The organism is Pseudomonas sp. MH9.3, assembly GCF_034354675.1.
Taxonomy (GTDB): domain Bacteria; phylum Pseudomonadota; class Gammaproteobacteria; order Pseudomonadales; family Pseudomonadaceae; genus Aquipseudomonas.
This window is the reverse complement of record NZ_CP133785.1, coordinates 4320065-4339477: the sequence shown is the minus strand read 5'-3', so window position 1 is coordinate 4339477 and position 19413 is coordinate 4320065. Positions and strand designations below refer to the sequence as shown.

Here is a 19413-nt window from a genome sequence, read left to right as displayed (position 1 = left end):
ATAGCCTGAGAGCGACCAACCACAGCCCATGAGGGCTCGATCCATGCCCCAACACGTTTCGGCAATGCACACACCCGCCTCGCCCCTGACGCCCCACCTGGACTTCATCAAGAATCAGTTGCCCTCCTGGCTGAGCGAAGCGCCGGAGCAGTTGCGCCGGAGTTTTCGCAGCAGCCTGATCAGCAGCAACCAGGCCAGGCACGACCTTGACGCCCTGCTCGATGCAATACAAAGCCCGGAAGCGTTTGCACGCAAGTTGTTGCGCGAGAAAATCCGATCCTGGTTCTTTGGCCTCGTTACGAACGAAGACGCCGTCCTGTCCCGCGAGTGGAAGAATCATCACCTGCTGGGCTTGATCAAGAACCACGCAAAAACCACCCGGCAGACGCTCCTGGAGGCTGCACTGCAGAAATTCGAAGCCTCGGAGGCAGAGGCGGGAGGCATGGAAATCGGCACGGCGATTTTCAATCCGACTGACTCGGGAGAGGTGCCGAGTGCGGTTTGCGCGACCGCGTTCGCACGCTTTTGTCGCAAGCTGGATATCGGCGGCCAGTATCTAAAACACATCAGCGATGTCCTTGAGCCTGCGTCTGCTGACAAGGTCCGGGGGCTATTCAGGGCCCAGGCGCGGCATGCCTTCGGTGTTGCACTGCACAGCAGCAACATGCGCCAGAAGATAATAGCTCGCCAGCATTTGCAATTGCAGGTCCTCCAGGAAGCGGGAAAACACCTGGAGATAACCTGCAACCACCTGACCCTCAATGAGGTGGTACTGCCCAGTGTTTTGGTGATCAAGGCCGAGAGCATCGGTATCCCGTTCCTGCTCTACACCCCCGAGGACCCGCACGCAGCGCTGCGTCAACACGCCTCCCTGGCTGAGCTTGTGGCAGAGCTGGCGACGCGCCTGCTTAAACCGGATTACCAGGCCTTCTTCAAACACTTGGTGCCGTTGCAGCATCAAGGTAATCTGCTGGAAGTGACTGTGGCCCGCCTTCGCCATCCCGAGGCGCCAGCCCTGCAGAAAAAGCTGCCAGCCACACTCAAGGCGGCCATCAGCCTCACGGCAGTTGAAGGCGACCTTTTCAAAGCCATTGCCCGGCAGCGAATCGACCAGATCAAAAGCGATGCACGCATCGTGGCCGTGCCCACCGCCGACGTCGACCTGATCAGCCGGCAAAAACGTCTGCAGGGCTGGCTCGACCTGGGCAAGTCCGCGCTGTTTTTTGCAGCGTCTTTCATTCCCGTGGTGGGCGAAGTGTTGTTGGTCGTCACCGCTGCACAGGTGATCGGCACCGTGTATGAAGGGTTCGCGGCCTGGAGCCGTGGCGACAGCGATGAAGCCTTGAATGACTTGCTCGACCTGGTGGACAGCGCCGCTCTGGCGGTGGCCACGGCGGGCGCGGTGCGCACCGTCGGCTTCGGCACCCGGCTGGTCAAGGTCAAGGTGCGCAACAAAGGCTGGCGTTTGTGGAACACCGACCTCAAACCCTACCGCCATCACGAAGCATTGCCCAGCCATGTGGTGGCCGATAAACAGGGAATTTACAAGGATGGGCAGCAGCACTACCTGAAACTGGACGATCACGCCCATGCCATACAACGCGCCGCCGATGGCCAGCAATGGGAGCTTTCACACCCCACCGATCCGGATGCCTACCAACCCGCTCTCCTGAGCAATGGAGCCGGCGGTTGGCGCCACGCCCATGAAACGCCACACGACTGGGACGAGCTTAAACTGATCAAGCGCCTGGGGCCTGACGCCGCAACTATCACCCTGCCCAAGGTTGAGCCCATCCTCCTGCTCAGCGGCCTGGACAAGACCCAGCTGCGTGAAGTCCACCAGGATATGCAGCGCCCGCCGCCCCTGCTGCTCGATACGGTCAGGGACTTCAACCTGGACCAGGAGCTGACCGACTTCAACCTGGAGCGCGCCGAAGGCACAGCGGTGACGCCCTGTTCACCACAGATTCAATTCCACCTGCTTACATCGCTGCCTGAATGGCCAGCCAACCATGTGCTGAAAATTGTCGGCGAACAACAACAGGTCGTGATGAGCCACGGCACCGGAACAGTCGAAATAAAAATCAGCGAAGCGCGCTTCAGAAAGGGCGAGCTGCTGCATGCGCTGGAAGAGCAGATGCCACAGCTCGAATTCAACAAGCTGCTACCCAGGTTCTATGTCGATTATTTAACCAAAATCGAAAATCTGGCAGTACGGCTGGCGGATGACGTTCCGCGTAAAAAGCAGCGACTGCTTTCCTTGCTCGACGAGTCCGGTGAAACAGCGGTCACGACGATGGAAAAACGCTTGCCGCCGCCCCTGGAAATGGAGGTAAAGGCCACCAGTGACGCTGCGCAGGCAGCCCGTTTGCAGGCCGGTATTTTTCTCGAGGCCAGGCGCAGCCCCGAGAGCGTGCCATTGGTTCTCTATGCCCTGGAGCAAACGCCCGGCTGGCCAAAGGCACGAAAAATCAGCGTACACGACGCCAGTCCCGACGGCCCGTTGCTGGGCAGCATCGGCGATCCAGATAGCATCACCAGCCACGTACTGGTTCGTGAAGGTGAGCTGTACGCAGAACAACCTGCTGCACCGACCGACCTGCTTGGCGCTATCGAGGGCACGCTCACCGACTCCGAACGCACTGCGCTCTTGACCCGGGCAAACGCCACTTCCCTCGAAGCCGCGCTGCACAAGACCGGCGCGTCGCTGATCGCCGGGCCTGCCGCGGCCTATCGGGGCCACATGCTCTTGAGGCACGCGCCAACAGAGCCAGGGTTGCCACTTGATCCATCATTTGCACAAACAAGCCCCCCGACCGGGCTGACGTTGCGCGCGGACGGCCTTCATCAAAGCCGTCCCGCTTCAGACGGCAGTTATCGCTACTACCTTCAGGACCAGCAAAGGTATTACGAAGTCAAAGCTGACCCGCAGGGATGGCGACTGATCGATGCCCGCAATCGTTTCCGCGCCTATCAGCCCTACGTTCGTCAAAAAACCGGGGGAGGCTGGGAAACTGATCAAGCCACTGGGTTACTGCTCGGCGGCGGAACATCACCTGCACCGTCACTTCAAGGCATGGAGTCCAGCGACGAGTTTGAGTCGACGCAGTCTTCCAGCGATTACGGATCAGCCGAAGGGGACAGCGTGCAGCCGGCTTACACCGCACAGGAACTGACCAGCATGCGCAGCGAACGAGGCTATCAGCACAGCTGGAACTACCGGTGCATCTACGACCGAGCCAACAACGGTCGATATCCGTTACGTGACCAGACAGGTCAGCCCATGCGGATCCGGCATCTGCAAATCCAGGGGAAGTCGTTAACGTCCGACGTGGTATACGCAAGCGCGTCGATCCGGCCTTACATCCAGTGGGAAGGTTATGAAAACGTCGCGCGCCTTTACGAGGACAAGCTCGAAGTAACGCCTTTCACAGCGGCGCATCAGAAGTTTGCGCAGGAATCTGCGCTGATCGGGCAGGCCACCGTCATTACCCGCAAACCGCTCAGGAAAGGCGAAGCCTTGGGCGTGTATGGCGGGGAAGTGCTGCCTTTGTACGTTGCACACGCTCGGCATGACCCGTATCTGATGGCCATTAAAGAAGTCCGGCCCGCCTCCCCTTACGCCGTCAACACTCAACCGATCCTGTCGGGCGACAACGCGTTGTCGAGGATAAACACGATTTTCGAATACGAGGCAGGCCATCCGGTGCGGCAGGCCAGTACGGGCTACAACGTTGAAGCCGCGCACTTTCGGGTGAATACCCAGGTCGGCGATGCGCCACAGGAACAAATGATTCTGACCGGCATGTTTGCCAGCGAGGATGTCCCCGCAGGCGCCGAACTACGCTGGAACTATCAATACAGTGAAGCCACCGTCAGGCAACTGTTCCCATTGCCGCCGGGGTGACTACTCGTCGTCGAAGTTGTAACTGCCAGGCGCAAGGTTTTCGAAGCGCGTGTATTTACCGATAAAGGCCAGCCGCGTCGTACCGATAGGGCCGTTACGCTGCTTGCCGATGATGATTTCGGCGATCCCCTTGTGTTCGGTTTCCGGGTGATACACCTCATCGCGGTAGACGAACATGATCACGTCGGCATCCTGCTCGATCGCTCCGGATTCACGCAGGTCGGAGTTGATCGGGCGTTTGTTCGGACGTTGTTCCAGGGAGCGGTTGAGCTGGGACAGCGCCACCACCGGGCAATTGAATTCCTTGGCCAGGGCTTTCAGGGAGCGGGAAATCTCGGAGATCTCGTTGGTACGGTTGTCGCCGCCGGAGCCCGGGATCTGCATGAGCTGCAGGTAGTCGATCATGATCAGCGCCACGTCGCCGTGCTCACGCACCAGGCGTCGGGTGCGCGCACGCATTTCCGAGGGGCTGATGCCGGCGGTGTCATCGATGAACAGTTTGCGGTCATTGAGCAGGTTGACCGCCGACGTCAGGCGCGGCCAGTCGTCGTCTTCCAGGCGGCCGGCACGCACCTTGGTCTGGTCGATACGGCCGAGGGACGAGAGCATCCGCATGATCAGCGATTCGCCTGGCATCTCCAGGGAGTACACCAGCACGCTCTTGTCACTGCGCAGCACGGCGTTTTCCACCAGGTTCATGGCGAAGGTGGTCTTGCCCATGGACGGACGGCCGGCCACGATGATCAAGTCCGCCGGCTGCAGGCCGCTGGTCATGCCGTCAAGGTCGGTGTAGCCAGTGGAGAGGCCGGTGATGGCGTTGTCGGTGTTGAACAGGGTGTCGATACGGTCGATGGCCTTGGTCAACAACTCGTTGACCCCCACCGGGCCGCCGGTCTTGGGGCGCGCTTCGGCGATCTGGAAGATCTGCCGTTCGGCCTCGTCGAGGATTTCTTCGGCGGTGCGGCCTTCGGGGTTGAAGGCGCTGTCGGCGATCTCGGTGGCGATGCCGATCAACTGGCGCAAGGTGGCCCGGGCGCGAACGATCTGCGCATAGGCCTTGATGTTGGCGACGGACGGCGTGTTTTTCGCCAGCTCACCGAGGTAGCCCAGGCCGCCGACCTGGGAGGTCTGGCCCTCCTTGTCGAGTTGCTCGGCCAGGGTCACCACGTCGATCGGTGAGTTCAGGTCGGCCAGCTTGGCGATGGCACGGAAGATCAGGCGGTGGTCATGCCGATAGAAATCGCCGTCCGAGACTTGATCCAGCACGCGTTCCCAGGCGTTGTTGTCCAGCATCAGGCCACCGAGCACGGCCTGTTCGGCCTCGATGGAATGCGGCGGCACCTTCAGGGCAGCGGTTTGCAGATCGTATTGCTCGGGAGCTGAAATATCGTTCATGGCCACTTGGAATTTGGGGAGTGTAGAAAAACAAAAGGCACGACCTGTAAACAGGATCGTGCCCGATGTTAACCGGCTGGCACGCGAGGTGCCACCCAGTTAGGTGCTGCTTAAGCTGCTACCACGACAACGCGTACGGTGGCTTCAACTTCGGCGTGCAGGTGCACGGCTACGTCGAATTCGCCTACGTTGCGGATGGTGCCGTTCGGCAGACGAACTTCGCTCTTCTGCACTTCAACGCCGGAGGCGGTCAGTGCATCAGCGATGTCGTGGGTGCCGATCGAACCGAACAGCTTGCCTTCGTCACCGGCAGTGGCAGTGATAGTCACTTCCAGCTCAGCCAGTTGGGCAGCGCGAGTTTCGGCCGAGGCTTTTTTGTCTGCTGCGGCTTTTTCCAGCTCAGCACGACGCTCTTCAAACGCAGCCAGGTTGGCAGCGGTTGCAGCGGTGGCTTTGCCGTATGGCAGCAGGTAGTTACGACCGTAACCGGCCTTAACATTTACTTTGTCGCCCAGGTTGCCCAGGTTGGCGACTTTTTCCAGAAGGATCAGTTGCATGTGAAAATCCTCTAACTTTTAACCTTCACCGTTCGCGTTGTCGGCGTCTTTCGGCGCCAGACGACCGCGAAAATCAATCAGGCCGTCGACAATGGCCAAAACCACGAGTAACGGATAAATCAGCTGCATGAACAGCACCAGCGTCACGTACAACCCCACCAGCCAGAACCTGGCCAGGCGCTTCTGCGCCACCAGCCCATGAATCAGAGCCAGCCCGGAAAACACCAGCGGTACGCTGCAAAACAGCAACAACAGGGCGGCCTGTGGACCGAAGTTCGGTCCGACCACCATGCATGCCAGCAGCAACATCGCCGGGCCCGCAGGGATTCTGATGCTGCGAAACTCGCGACCAAAACCACCCGGGTTGTACAACAACGCCTGCCAATAACGCCCAAGCATCAGGCTCAGCAGGCTGACGACCTGCAACACCACCGCCATCAGGCCGATCAGGGCCGGTGCTATCAATGCTGCGAGACGCGCTCGCTCGTCTACCGACAATTGCTGGTAGAGCTCCCCGAGAGCCGACGGCAGGACCTTGACGATCTCTTGCGCCAGCGCCTCGATTTGCGGGTGGAAAGCCGCGCCGAGCAACACTGAATACACCAACCCCACTGCCACGCTGACCAGCAGCGTGCGGACCCAGGACTCACTTGCGCGCAAGACCAACGCAAGGCTCGACGAACCCAACAGCACCATAAGCACCTTGGGTTCGCCCAATTGCAGCCACCAGACAAGGCCGGCCAACAATCCCAGGGCCAGGACGCCAATGGCATCCTGTAAACCGCGCCGCAGGAGCACAAGGCATCCGGCGGCAGCACCCAACCAATACAACAACGGCAATGCCGCACAGCCGGCCACTACCAGAGTGGCCTGCATACGACCGCGCATGATGAACTCAGCTAAGGCGCGCATGCATTTAATCCCTTACTACTTGTCGACTGCCCGGTCTCAGCGGCCGTGGCTGTCGGTGTAGGCCAGCAGGGCCAGGAAGCGGGCGCGCTTGATAGCGGTGGCCAGCTGACGCTGATAACGTGCTTTGGTACCGGTGATACGGCTTGGAACGATTTTGCCGGTCTCGGATACGTAGGCTTTCAGAGTGTTGAGATCTTTGTAATCGATCTCTTTCACGTCTTCAGCGGTGAAGCGGCAGAATTTACGACGACGGAAGAAACGTGCCATTTGATAGGCTCCTTAAAAGGTCCGTGGATTACTCGTCAGCGTTATCGCTGTTGTCGCTGTCATCACTGTCAGCGCTATCAGCGCCTTCGTGCTCAGGACGGTCGCGACGCTCACGGCGCTCACTGCGGTTTTCTTCAGCCTTGAGCATCTCGGATTGGCCGGTAACGGCTTCTTCGCGACGGATGACCAGGTTACGGATCACTGCATCGTTGTAGCGGAAGTTGTCTTCCAGCTCGGCCAGGGCCTTGCCGGTGCATTCAACGTTCAGCATCACGTAGTGAGCCTTGTGAACATTGTTGATTGCATAGGCCAGTTGACGACGGCCCCAATCTTCCAGACGGTGGATTTTGCCGCCGTCTTCTTCGATCAGCTTGGTGTAACGCTCAACCATGCCGCCGACTTGCTCGCTTTGATCCGGGTGGACCAAAAAGATGATTTCGTAATGACGCATGAATGCTCCTTACGGGTTGTAGCCTGCCGCTCAAAAACGGTCAGACAAGGAGTGAATGACACTTATGGATCTTGCCGCAGGGGAGGCACATGCGTGCCTGCCGGGTGGGCAAGGGGCGCAATTGTAGAGAAGGGGAGGAACAGGCGCAAGGTGATTGGTGATTATTTGAACAATCTCCCAATCGCCGCAAAACAACTGTGGGAGGTGGCTTGCTCCCGATTGCGGTGGATCAGCAACATTATCTATTACTGACTCACTGCTATCGGGAGCAAGCCCCTCCCACATTTGCATCTATGCCAGGCTAAAAATTACTTCTTGGCCTTGGCCTTGGCGCCACGCTGACGCCGCGCTTCGAACAGGCATACACCGGTCGCGACCGACACATTGAGACTGCTGACACTACCGGCCATCGGCAGGTGCACCAGGTAATCGCAATGCTCACGCGTCAAGCGACGCATGCCTTTGCCTTCAGCGCCCATGATCAGGATGGTCGGGCCGGTGAGGTCCTGGTCATAAATACTGACCTCGGCCTCCCCCGCCGTGCCCACGACCCACAGGCCGCGCTGCTGGAGTTTTTCCAGGGTGCGCGCCAGGTTGGTCACGGCCACCAGCGGAATCACTTCCGCCGCGCCGCAGGCAACCTTGCGCACCACAGGCGTCAGGGTGGCCGACTTGTCCTTGGGCACAATCACCGCCAGGGCGCCGGCGGCATCTGCCGAGCGCAGACAGGCGCCGAGGTTGTGCGGGTCGGTCACGCCGTCCAGCACCAGCAGCAGCGGCGCACCTTCGGTACGGTCGAGCAGCTCGTCGAGCATGGCCTCGCCCCACACCTGGCTCGGGCTGACGTCAGCAACCACGCCCTGATGCACACCTTCGACCCACACATCCATTTCACGGCGCTCGGCCTGGCCGATGGCGACTTTATTCTGGGTCGCCAGCTCGACCAGCGCCTGCACGCGTGGCTCGCTGCGCCCTTCGGCCAGCCATACCTGCTTGACGCGCTTGGGATGGTGACGCAGCAGCGCTTCTACGGCGTGGACGCCGTAGATTTTTTCCAGACTCATGACTTGGCCTTAGGTTTGCGCGACCCGCTGCTTTTGGCAGGGGTCGAACCCGTCTTGGACGGGCCTTTACGGTGTTTACTGGTCTTGCTCGAGGTTTTTTCCGCCGTTTGGGACTTTCCCCCAGACGCCGCTTTACCACCGCTTTTGGCTTCGTTGAGCAACTGCTGCTTCAACTCGCGGCTCTTGCGCAGCTCGGCGTTTTTCGCCGCGGCATCGCTCGGGCGATAGGCTTCTGGGGCCTTATCCTTGGCAGAGGAACGACGGCCCGACTTGGCAGGCGCAGACTCTGTCGCCGCGGTTGTGGCAGCCGCTTTGCCTTTCGCGGTCGGCGCTGTGGTGTCGCTGCCGCGTTTTTTACGGCCGGTCGGCTCGGTCGGCTTGTCAGGCATGCCGAAGTCGATCTTGCGCTCATCGAGGTCGACGCGCATGACCTGCACTTCCACCGTGTCGCCCAAACGGAAGCTGCGACCGGTGCGCTCGCCCGCCAGGCGGTGATGCACAGGATCGAAGTGGTAATAGTCGCCCGGCAAGGCGGTGACGTGCACCAGGCCCTCGACGTAGATGTCGGTCAGCTCGACAAACAGGCCAAAGCCGGTCACGGCGGTGATCACACCCGGGAACGACTCGCCCACGCGGTCCTTCATGAACTCGCACTTGAGCCAGTTCACCACATCGCGTGTGGCCTCATCGGCGCGGCGCTCGCTCATGGAGCACTGCTCGCCGAGCTGTTCCAGGGCGGCTTCGTCGTACGGATAAATCCGCGCTTTCGGAATGCTCATGGCACCGGCGCGCTTGACGTGCGGGGTGTCCTGTTTGGAATGGATCACGCTGCGGATCGCCCGGTGCGTGAGCAGGTCCGGGTAACGGCGGATCGGCGACGTGAAGTGGGTGTACGCTTCGTAATTGAGGCCGAAGTGGCCCTGGTTATCGGCGCTGTACACCGCCTGGCTCAGGGAACGCAACATCACGGTCTGGATCACGTGGTAATCCGGACGGTCCTTGATGCTGGCCAACAGTGCCTGGTAGTCCTTCGGCGTCGGGCCGTCCTTGCCTTTGTGCAGAGACAGACCAAGCTCACCGAGGAACGCGCGCAGTTTTTCCAGACGTTCCGGCGGCGGGCCATCATGCACTCGGTACAGCGCAGGGATCTCGTGTTTTTTCAGGAATTCAGCGGTGGCCACGTTGGCCGCCAGCATGCATTCCTCGATGAGCTTGTGCGCATCGTTGCGGGTGGTCGGGGTGATTGCGGCGATCTTGCGCTCGGAACCGAAGACAATTCGGGTTTCCTGGGTTTCAAAATCGATCGCGCCACGCACATGACGAGCACCCAGCAATACCTTGTAGAGCGAGTAGAGCTGCTTGAGGTGCGGTACCACGCCAGCGTATTCGGTACGCAGAGCCTTGGCTTCGCTGGTTTTCGGTGTTTCCAGGATGGTGCTGACCTTGTTGTAGGTCAGGCGCGCCTGGGAGTGAATCACCGCCTCATAGAACTGGTAATCGGTCATTTCACCGGTTTTCGAGATGGTCATCTCGCACACCATGGCCAAACGGTCGACTTTCGGATTCAGCGAGCACAGGCCGTTGGACAGCTGCTCAGGCAGCATCGGTATCACGCGCTCAGGGAAATACACGGAGTTGCCGCGCACCTGGGCTTCGTTATCCAGCGCAGAACCGATTTTCACGTAGCTGGACACGTCGGCAATCGCGACATACAGCTTCCAGCCGCCGGAGAACAAGCGCAATTTGCCAGGCTTGGCTTCGCAGTAGACCGCATCGTCGAAGTCGCGGGCGTCTTCGCCATCGATGGTGACGAAGGGCAGATGGCGCAGGTCGATGCGCTTCTCTTTGTCCTTGTCTTCCACTTCCGGCTTGAGCTTGCGCGCTTCCTTGATGACCGCTTCGGGCCATACGTGAGGAATATCGTAGGTGCGCAGCGCAACGTCGATCTCCATGCCCGGCGCCATGTAGTTGCCGACCACTTCAACGATATCGCCCTGAGGCTGGAAGCGCGCCGTTGGCCAGTGGGTGATTTTCACCTCGACAAACTGGCCGACCTTGGCGGCGCCATTGCGGCCCGGGGTGATCAGCACTTCCTGCTGGACCTTGGGGTTATCCGGGACAACAAAGCCGATGCCGCCTTCTTCGAAGTAACGGCCGACGATGGACTCGTGGGCGCGGGACACCACTTCGACAATCACACCTTCGCGGCGACCGCGACGGTCCAGCCCGGAAACACGTGCCAGGGCACGGTCGCCATCGAACACCAGGCGCATTTGCGCCGGGCTCATGAACAGGTCATCGCTGCCGTCATCCGGGATCAGGAAGCCGAAGCCGTCACGGTGACCGGCAATGCGGCCCAGGATCAGGTCGAGTTTGTCCACGGGCGCGTAGGTGCCACGGCGGGTGTAGATCAACTGAGCGTCGCGTTCCATGGCACGCAGACGGCGGCGCAGGGCTTCGAGCTGGTCTTCGGTGGTCAGACCGAACTCTTCAACCAGTTGCTCGCGGCTAGCAGGCGAACCCCGATCGGCGAGGTGCGCCAGGATCAGTTCGCGGCTAGGAATAGGGTTTTCATATTTTTCCGCTTCACGAGCGGCCTCGGGATCGAGGGACTGCCAATCGGCCATTAGAGAGTTTTCACCTTGTCTATATAGGGGTTAGTTTGGCATACGCGTATTGAAACGGGAAATTTCAGGCGTCAACAAGCCCTTAAAAGGCCTTTTGTGCCATCGGTTGCACACCTTGCACGACCATTGGCGAAGTTTTCCAGAGTTTTTTGATAGCGGGGGTTTACAGCGTAAATTCGGCTCCGTATAGTGCGCGCCATCGACGACGGCAACGTGGTTGATGCTGCCCAGGTGGTGAAATTGGTAGACACGCCAGCTTCAGGTGCTGGTGATCGCAAGGTCGTGGAAGTTCGAGTCTTCTCCTGGGCACCAAAATTCAGATCAAACCCGCGAAAGCGGGTTTTTTCGTTTCAGGCCTTTGATTTTTAACGAAAAAATTGATTTATATTTTTCGAGCCAGGGGTTTACAGATTAAAAAGCCCGCCGTATAGTTTGCCCCATCAACAGCGGCAACGTTGCTTGATAATGCCCAGGTGGTGAAATTGGTAGACACGCCAGCTTCAGGTGCTGGTGATCGCAAGGTCGTGGAAGTTCGAGTCTTCTCCTGGGCACCAAATTCAGATCAAACCCGCGAAAGCGGGTTTTTTCGTTTCCGGGGTTTGAAAACTTCCCGGCGATTCAGCCCTCGCCCGTACTTGAGAAGTTTTATCGTTTATCCTTGCAAAGATTTGTTGCATTCAAGCGAGGAAACCGTCGGATGACTATCCGCTCTACCCATCTCAAGACATCCCTTCTGCGTGGCCTGACGCTCACTCTACTCAGTCTGACCCTGCTCTCCCCTTCGGCTCACAGCGCCGACAAGGTCTCACTGACCCTCTACAACGGCCAACACAAAGAAGTCGGCGATGAACTCGCCAAGGCCTTCGAAGCCAAAACCGGCATTCACGTCAACGTGCGCAAAGGCAGCAGCAACCAGCTGGCCAGCCAGGTCGTCGAAGAAGGTGAGCGCTCCCCGGCCGACGTGATCTATACCGAAGAATCCCCCCCGCTCAATAAACTGGGCGAGCAAGGCCTGCTGGCCAACATCGACGCCAGCACCCTCGACGTACTGCCCAAGGACTACGTGGGCAGCAACGGCAACTGGATGGGCGTGACCGCCCGCACCCGCGTGGTGGCCTTCAACCCGAAACTGATTGCGGAAAAAGACCTGCCCAAATCGGTGCTGGATTTCGCCGGCCCCGAGTGGCAAGGCAAAGTCGGCTTCGTGCCTACCAGCGGCGCATTCCAGGAACAGGCCGTGGCAATCCTCAAGCTGCACGGGCGCGAGGCGGCTGAAGAATGGCTGACCGGCCTGCGCGCCTTTGGCAAGGTGTACAGCAACAATATGGTTGCGCTCAAAGCGGTGGAAAATGGCGAAGTCGCCACCGTGCTGGTGAACAACTACTACTGGTTTGCCTTGAAGAAAGAAAAAACCAACCTGGATTCGCAACTGCATTACTTCACCGACGGCGATGCCGGCGGCCTGATCACCGTGTCTTCGGCAGCCGCACTCAAATCCAGCAAACACCCGAAAGAAGCCCAGCAGTTGCTGGCATTCATGGCCAGCGAAGACGGCCAGCGTGTGATCACCAACACCTCAGCCGAATACCCGCTGCGCAAGGGGATGCAATCGAGCCGTGGCCTCAAGCCATTCTCTGAGCTGCAACCGCCGAAAGTCACGCCTGCCGACCTTGGCAATGCCGAGGAAGCCCTGGAGCTGGAACGCGAGGTTGGCTTGAACTGATGAGCCCATCGCTATCGGCGCCGGGGTTCATGCCCCGGCGCAAACGTCCGTCGATCTGGCTGCTGTTGCCCGTGTTATTGCTGGTTGGCCTGAGCCTGCTGCCGCTGGTCTACGTTGGGCTCAAAGCCTGGCAGGCGGGCTGGGCGCAGGCCCTGCACCTGCTGTGGCGGCCTTACGTGTTCGGCCTGCTGCGCAATACTTTGGCGCTGATGGTCGGCGTTACCCTGGCGTGCGGCGTGATCGGCCTGTCCCTGGCCTGGCTGCTCGAACGCAGCAACCTGCCGGGACGGCGCATCTGGGGCGTGATCCTGTGCCTGCCGTTTGCAGTGCCGGCGTTTGTCAGCAGCTTTACCTGGGTGTCGCTGAGCGCCAATTTCGAAGGGCTCGGCGGGGCGATCCTGGTGATGACGCTGTCGAAATACCCGCTGGTGTTTCTGCCAGTGGCGGCAACCCTGCGCAACCTGGATCCGTCTCTTGAAGAGTCGGCGCGCACGCTGGGACACAATCGCTGGGGCGTGTTCGTGCGCGTCACCCTGCCCTTGCTGTGGCCGTCCCTGCTGGCCGGCGCATTGCTGATCGCGCTGCATATGCTGGTGGAGTTCGGCGCCCTCTCGATCATCGGCCTGCAGACCTTCACCACGGCGATCTACCAGCAATTCGAACTGGAGTTCAGCAATGCCAATGCCGCGATGCTGTCGGCAGTGTTGCTGGTGATGTGCCTGACCCTGCTGTGGCTGGAGCTGCGTGTGCGCGGCAAGGGCCGACACGTGCGCATCGGCCAGGGCGCGGCGCGGCATGCCGGGCAGGTGAAGCTGGGCCAGTGGGCGCCGTTGGGCCAGCTGTGTTGCCTGGCGCTGGCGGTGATCGGCAGCGGCATTCCGCTGGGCATGCTCGGGTATTGGCTGGCGGTGGGTTCGTCGGCAGCGTTCCCGCTGGCCGAGATTGGCGAGGCGCTGCTGTCGTCCCTGGCGCTCTCGCTGGGCGGCGCGGCGCTGTGCCTGCTACTGGCGGTGCCGGTGGGGCTGCTGGTGGTGCGCTACAAAGGCCGACTGGCGATCTGGGCCGAGCGTCTGCCCTATCTGCTGCACGCTCTGCCTGGGTTGGTCATCGCCCTGACGCTGGTGTATTTCGCACTGCATTATGTGCCAGTGCTGTATCAAACCTCGGCGCTGTTGCTGATCGCTTATGCGCTGCTGTTTTTACCGCTGGCCCAGGCGCCGATTCGTACGGCCCTGAACAAGGCTGCACCGCAGCTGGAAGAGGCGGCGCGCACGCTGGGCGCGTCGTCGTTCAGTGCGTTCTGCCGGGTGACCCTGCCGATTATTTTCCCGGCGCTGGGCGCAGCATTTGCGCTGGTATTTCTGGATGCGATGAAGGAATTGACGGCGACGTTGCTGCTCAGTCCGACCGGGCTGAATACCCTGGCGACTGCGGTGTGGGCGCATACCTCGAATATAGAATTTGCGGCGGCGGCGCCTTATGCGGCGTTGTTGATTCTGGTGTCGGGGTTGCCGGTGTATTGGCTGACGACTCGGATGTATCTGAGCCGCTGAAATCGCTATCGGGAGCAAGCCCCCTCTCACATTTGAAGGTCTTCACACATCAAAATGTGGGAGGGGCTTGCTCCCGATAGCGCCAGCACTAGGCCCGAAACTGTCCCAGGCTGGCCTTAAGCTGCGCCGCCAACCCATCCAGCACCTTGCCACTGGCCGTGGTCTCCACCACCGCCTGCGCCGCGCGCTCGGCCTGGGCATGGATCACCTCCACCCGCCCACGCACCGCATGCGCCCCCTGGGCCTGATGCTCGGCCGCGCGCGTCGCCAGGCCGATGGCCGCGTGCACCTGCTCCACCGAGGCCTGCACCGTCTGCTGCAAGCGCACACTGTCACGCAACACCAGCAAACCTTCGCTGGCCTGGCGCCCGGCCTTGCCGATGGTTTCCACCGCCTCGCGCGCGCCCTGCTGCAACGCGACGATATGCGCCTGGATGTCACCGGTTGAGCTTTGGGTCTTGCTGGCCAGCGCACGCACCTCGTCCGCCACTACCGCAAAGCCGCGTCCGGTCTCACCGGCACGCGCCGCCTCGATGGCCGCGTTGAGCGCCAGCAGGTTGGTCTGTTCGGCGATGCCATGAATCACGGTCAGCACCACTTCGATCTGCTCGCTTTGCTGCGCCAGCCGCTCGATGACCTGGGAACCGGCCTGCACCTGCCCCGCCAGCGCCTCGATCAAACTGCCGACTTCGGCCGAAGTGCGCGCGTTTTCATCGGTGGCCTGACGAATATCCACCACCTGCTGCAACGCCGCCTGCATCGCCTGGCTTTCGGCCTGGGCTTCATCAGCCATCTGCGAAAGCTCGCGCAGGCTCTCGGCCACCTCATCGCGCTGCAAGCCGGCCGCGGCATCGGCGCCGGCATTGCGCAGGGTCATGGCGCCGATTTCCACCCCGGTGCGCTGGGCCACATCGCCCGCTTCGCGCACGATCGGCTGCAACTTATCCACAAAGCGATTGACCGCCGAAGCCATGGCGCCGATTTCGTCCTTGCTGTTGATTTGCACGCGCCGGGTCAGGTCGCCGTCCCCCGCCGCCAAGTCATCCATGGCGGCAATCAACAGTTTCAGGCGATTGACCACGCGCCGCCCCAGCACGATGGCGATCAGCAGCAACACCGCCAAACCCACGATGGCGAGCCCCATACCGATGCGCCAACGCAGCGTGCCCGCCGCATCCTGCACGGCATCGGTGGTGTTGGCGGTCATCTGGTTGGCGGTGGCCTGGGCCGATTGCAGACGCGCGCCCATGGCGGACGCGCTGTCAGCGGCTGCGCCCTTGAGGCTGTCGCCCACCAGTTGATCGCCGCTGGCAATCAACGCGGCAAAGCGTTTGTCGAGGGCTTGCAGATTCGCCTCCACCGAGGCGGTCGAAACGCCCATGCGCACCTTGCCGATCTCGACCCCATTGGGGCTGATGGACGCTTCGACGTAGTACACGGCAGGATCGGACCTGGCCGCATCCAGCACTTTGTCGAGGGCGCGCTCACCGGCGCCCTTGGCCAGCAGCGCCTGGTTGATCGGGTTTTCACGATTGAGGTAGCGGGTCAGATGCTCACCGGTGGCGTCGTCGTAGACCACGAACAACACGTTGGGATTGCGCTGGGCGCGCCGGGCGAATTCGGACAACGTCGGCACATCGCTGTCCCACATGGCGCGCGGCGCCACCGAGGCCAGCAATTGCGCCATGTCGTTGGCGGAGTCTTGCAGGTCTTTTTCCAGGGTCGCACGCAGTTGCTTCTGCTCTTCCTGCAGGCGTGTTGAAAGCCCCGCAGTCAGACGCTGACGCGTGCTGGTGGACAAGCTCTCCAGACTCGACGTGACTTCCTTGCCGGCCTGGGCCAGTTCGCCTGAGAGCTTCTGGCTGTCGATGCCCAGACGCGCGGCCAAATCTGCCTCCAACGCCGTGACCGTGCTCCGCGTCAGCGCGACGGCGACCAGCACTTGCACCAAAAGGGCGATACCCAGAGTAACGAACACCGGACGCAACAGACGACTTTGTAACACTGAGAGAACGGCAGACATCGGTAATCCCTCGACCACGGGTGCCATTATTTTGATAGCACCGCGAAAGAGAGAATAACAGCAAGTGTCGTGCCGTCTGGCAGACGCCCATGAAAAAGGGCTCCCGAAGGAGCCCTTTGCTTTTCACATCAATCGCTTATCAAGCGAACGGGTGGCGCAGAACGATGGTTTCGTTGCGGTCCGGCCCCGTCGAAATAATGTCGATCGGCGCACCGATCAACGCTTCAACACGCTTGATGTAGGCACGGGCGTTAGCCGGCAGTTCTTCCAGGGTCTTGGCGCCCACGGTCGATTCGGTCCAGCCCGGCACTTCTTCGTACACCGGCTGCAGGCCTACGTAGCTGTCAGCGTCGGTCGGTGCGACGTCATTGCCTTGCGCATCCTTGTAGCCGATGCAGATGTTGATGGCTTCCAGACCGTCGAGTACGTCCAGCTTGGTCAGGCAGATGCCGGAGATGCTGTTCACATCGATGGCGCGACGCAGGATAACGGCGTCGAACCAGCCACAACGACGGGCGCGGCCGGTGGTGGCGCCGAATTCGTGACCCTGCTTGGCCAGGTGCGCGCCCACGGCGTCGAACAGCTCAGTCGGGAAAGGACCCGAGCCCACGCGGGTGGTGTAGGCCTTGGTGATGCCCAGGATGTAGTCGAGGAACATCGGGCCAACGCCGGAACCGGTGGCAACGCCGCCGGCAGTGGTGTTGGAGCTGGTCACGTACGGGTAGGTACCGTGGTCGATGTCCAGCAGCGAGCCCTGTGCGCCTTCGAACATGATGTCCTTGCCGGCGCGACGCAGGTCGTGCAGCTCGGCGGTCACGTCCAGCATCAGCGGCTTGAGCAGCTCGGCGTATTCCTTGCACTCGGCCAGGGTCTTGTCGAACTCGATGGCCGGCTCTTTGTAGTAACCGACCAGCATGAAGTTGTGGTAATCCACCAGTTCACGCAGCTTGTCTTCAAAGCGCGGCATGTTGAGCAGGTCGCCCACACGCAGGCCACGACGGGCAACCTTGTCTTCGTACGCCGGGCCGATGCCGCGACCGGTGGTGCCGATCTTCAGCTCGCCACGCGCCTTTTCACGGGCCTGATCCAGGGCAACGTGGAAGGACAGGATCAGCGGGCAGGACGGGCTGATGCGCAGGCGCTCGCGCACCGGCACGCCTTTTTCTTCCAGCTTGGTGATCTCGCGCAGCAGGGCGTCGGGAGCTACCACCACGCCGTTGCCGATCAGGCACTGCACACCTTCGCGCAGCACGCCCGACGGGATCAGGTGCAAGACGGTTTTTTCGCCATCGATGACCAGGGTGTGGCCAGCGTTGTGGCCGCCCTGATAGCGCACTACGGCGGCAGCATGTTCGGTCAGCAGATCAACGATCTTGCCTTTGCCCTCATCACCCCATTGGGTGCCCAGGACTACGACATTCTTACCCATAACACTTGTCCTCATTCGCGCAAACTTGGTGCCGGCGATGGCCGGCAGGAAAACTCAAGAAGCCAGTGGCGATACTTGCCAAAGCCCGTTCTGCTGAATCAATTGCCGGTCGCAGTCCGCTTCACGGGCGGCGGCCAATGGCTGCCCAGGCAAAGCCTGGACCACACGCTGACCCTCACTGCGCAACTGGCAAACCTGCTGCCAGAGTGCTGCGTCCGTACTGTCGGGCATCCAGATGCCACCAGACGGCAGCTCGACCTCAGCACGCCCCAGGGTCACCAGGGTTTTCAAATCGGTGGAAAAGCCGGTAGCCGGACGCGCGCGACCAAAGTCAGCGCCGATATCGTCATAACGACCGCCCTGGGCGATGGCCTGGCCAACACCCGGTACGAATACGGCGAACACCACACCCGTGTGGTAGTGGTAGCCGCGCAACTCACCCAGATCAAAGTACAGCGGCAACTGCGGGAAACGTGCCGACAGGCGCTCGGCAATCGCCAGCACGTCGTCCAGCGCGGCCAATACCGACGCCGGCGCATTGGCCAGGCGCTCACGCGCGGCCACCAGCACTTCACGACCACCGCACAGGTTGACCAGCGCACGCAGCATGCCGGCAAGGTCTGCAGGCACGCCTTCGGTGAGGGCAATGACTTCATCGATGGCCTTGCGTTGCAGGGCATCGAACAACTGCTGCTCCACTTCGCCGGACAACCCGGCGGCACGGGCCAGACCACGGTAGATACCCACGTGACCCAGGTCCATGTGCACATCCGGCACATCAGCCAGTTGCAACATGGCCAGCATCAGGCTGATCACTTCAACGTCGCTGCTCGGGCTGGCGTCGCCATACAGCTCGGCCCCCAGCTGGATCGGGCTGCGCGAAGACGACAGGGCACGCGGCTGCGCATGCAGCACACTGCCGGCGTAGCACAGGCGGCTCGGGCCTTCGCGGCGCAGAGTGTGCGCGTCGATGCGCGCAACCTGTGGCGTGATGTCGGCACGAAAGCCCATCTGCCGGCCCGATTGCGGGTCGATAACCTTGAAGGTGCGCAGATCCAGGTCCTGGCCCGCGCCGGTCAGCAGGGATTCCAGGTACTCGATATGGGGAGTCACGACAAACTCGTAACCCCAGCTCTGGAACAGATCCAACACCTGGCGACGCGCTACTTCAATGCGCGCAGCCTCTGGTGGCAGTACTTCTTCGATGCCATCTGGCAGCAGCCAGCGGTCTACCGTTGCCATTACGCCATTCCCCTTTGATCCGGGCGGCCAGCCCTCGGCCGAGCCTTGAGTGAAGCAGAAAACACCCGCCCCTTGCATAAACCACGCGCAAGAGCGACGTGACGAACGGCCTGTCAATGGCCTCGTCGGGCACTTTCCTCGAAAAACCGGTGGCGCCTGCTCGACCATCAACAATCAAACATGCAGACGCAAAAAAGCCGGGAATTTCCCGGCTGCCGCATCATACACCCGTTTTCTGAAAGGATCACCCCGCCCGGCATTTT

13 protein-coding genes, 2 tRNA genes and 1 pseudogene are annotated in these 19413 nt (G+C 60.9%); 5 read left to right on the top strand and 11 right to left on the bottom strand.

The genetic code is table 11. From position 1 onward, the window contains the following. Positions 1-118 precede the first annotated feature (118 nt). Positions 119-3907, top strand: coding sequence for a dermonecrotic toxin domain-containing protein (locus RHM60_RS19210; protein WP_322212502.1), 3789 nt, complete (start codon positions 119-121; stop codon positions 3905-3907). On the opposite strand, the gene dnaB is transcribed toward RHM60_RS19210, so the two are convergent. From dnaB to rnr, 7 genes are all read right to left on the bottom strand, one after another. Continuing rightward, complete coding sequence (gene dnaB, locus RHM60_RS19205; RefSeq protein WP_003236220.1) at positions 3908-5302, bottom strand: replicative DNA helicase; 1395 nt, start codon at positions 5300-5302, stop codon at positions 3908-3910. It lies immediately after the preceding gene. Positions 5303-5412: 110 nt separating this feature from the next. Continuing rightward, a complete protein-coding gene (rplI, locus tag RHM60_RS19200) occupies positions 5413-5859 on the bottom strand; it encodes a 50S ribosomal protein L9 (protein WP_003171376.1) in 447 nt (148 codons plus the stop codon). Positions 5860-5877: 18 nt separating this feature from the next. After that, positions 5878-6771 (bottom strand): hypothetical protein, encoded by an 894-nt coding sequence (locus tag RHM60_RS19195; protein WP_231422392.1) that lies wholly within the window; start codon positions 6769-6771, stop codon positions 5878-5880. A gap of 36 nt (positions 6772-6807) precedes the next feature. Next, positions 6808-7038 carry a 30S ribosomal protein S18 gene (gene rpsR, locus RHM60_RS19190; RefSeq protein WP_002551829.1) on the bottom strand — a complete coding sequence of 77 codons (231 nt, stop codon included), beginning with the start codon at positions 7036-7038 and terminating at the stop codon, positions 6808-6810. Between the two features lie 28 nt (positions 7039-7066). After that, positions 7067-7489: a 30S ribosomal protein S6 gene (gene rpsF / locus RHM60_RS19185; RefSeq protein ID WP_003236224.1), complete on the bottom strand. Its 423-nt coding sequence runs from the start codon at positions 7487-7489 to the stop codon at positions 7067-7069. Between the two features lie 308 nt (positions 7490-7797). Beyond that, positions 7798-8553 (bottom strand): 23S rRNA (guanosine(2251)-2'-O)-methyltransferase RlmB, encoded by a 756-nt coding sequence (gene rlmB / locus RHM60_RS19180; protein ID WP_322212500.1) that lies wholly within the window; start codon positions 8551-8553, stop codon positions 7798-7800. Then, on the bottom strand, positions 8550-11180 hold the full coding sequence (gene rnr, locus RHM60_RS19175) for a ribonuclease R (RefSeq protein WP_322212499.1): 2631 nt from the start codon (positions 11178-11180) through the stop codon (positions 8550-8552). Before rnr ends, rlmB begins: the two co-directional genes overlap by 4 nt. A gap of 225 nt (positions 11181-11405) precedes the next feature. On the opposite strand from rnr, the gene RHM60_RS19170 reads away from it, so the two are divergent. The 4 genes from RHM60_RS19170 (at position 11406) to RHM60_RS19155 (ending at position 14456) form a co-directional block, all read left to right on the top strand. Beyond that, positions 11406-11492: transfer RNA gene (locus RHM60_RS19170), tRNA-Leu, on the top strand. A gap of 155 nt (positions 11493-11647) precedes the next feature. Next, positions 11648-11734 (top strand) — tRNA-Leu (locus RHM60_RS19165). Between the two features lie 143 nt (positions 11735-11877). Then, positions 11878-12903 carry an extracellular solute-binding protein gene (locus RHM60_RS19160; protein WP_231422390.1) on the top strand — a complete coding sequence of 342 codons (1026 nt, stop codon included), beginning with the start codon at positions 11878-11880 and terminating at the stop codon, positions 12901-12903. Continuing rightward, a complete protein-coding gene (locus RHM60_RS19155) occupies positions 12903-14456 on the top strand; it encodes an iron ABC transporter permease (RefSeq protein ID WP_322212497.1) in 1554 nt (517 codons plus the stop codon). Before RHM60_RS19160 ends, RHM60_RS19155 begins: the two co-directional genes overlap by 1 nt. Before the next feature lie 88 nt (positions 14457-14544). Here the strand turns inward: RHM60_RS19155 and RHM60_RS25740 are convergent, their stop codons facing one another. The 4 genes and pseudogenes from RHM60_RS25740 to RHM60_RS19140 form a co-directional block, all read right to left on the bottom strand. Next, a complete protein-coding gene (locus tag RHM60_RS25740; RefSeq protein WP_416195188.1) occupies positions 14545-15249 on the bottom strand; it encodes a methyl-accepting chemotaxis protein in 705 nt (234 codons plus the stop codon). Between the two features lie 201 nt (positions 15250-15450). Further along, positions 15451-15504: pseudogene (locus RHM60_RS25735) on the bottom strand (hypothetical protein); the annotation flags it as partial. A gap of 1114 nt (positions 15505-16618) precedes the next feature. After that, complete coding sequence (locus RHM60_RS19145) at positions 16619-17908, bottom strand: adenylosuccinate synthase (protein ID WP_209987899.1); 1290 nt, start codon at positions 17906-17908, stop codon at positions 16619-16621. Positions 17909-17962: 54 nt separating this feature from the next. After that, the gene (locus tag RHM60_RS19140; RefSeq protein WP_231422387.1) at positions 17963-19150 is read right to left on the bottom strand and encodes an ATP phosphoribosyltransferase regulatory subunit; all 1188 of its coding nucleotides are present in this window, start codon (positions 19148-19150) and stop codon (positions 17963-17965) included. Between the last annotated feature and the right edge of the window lie 263 nt (positions 19151-19413).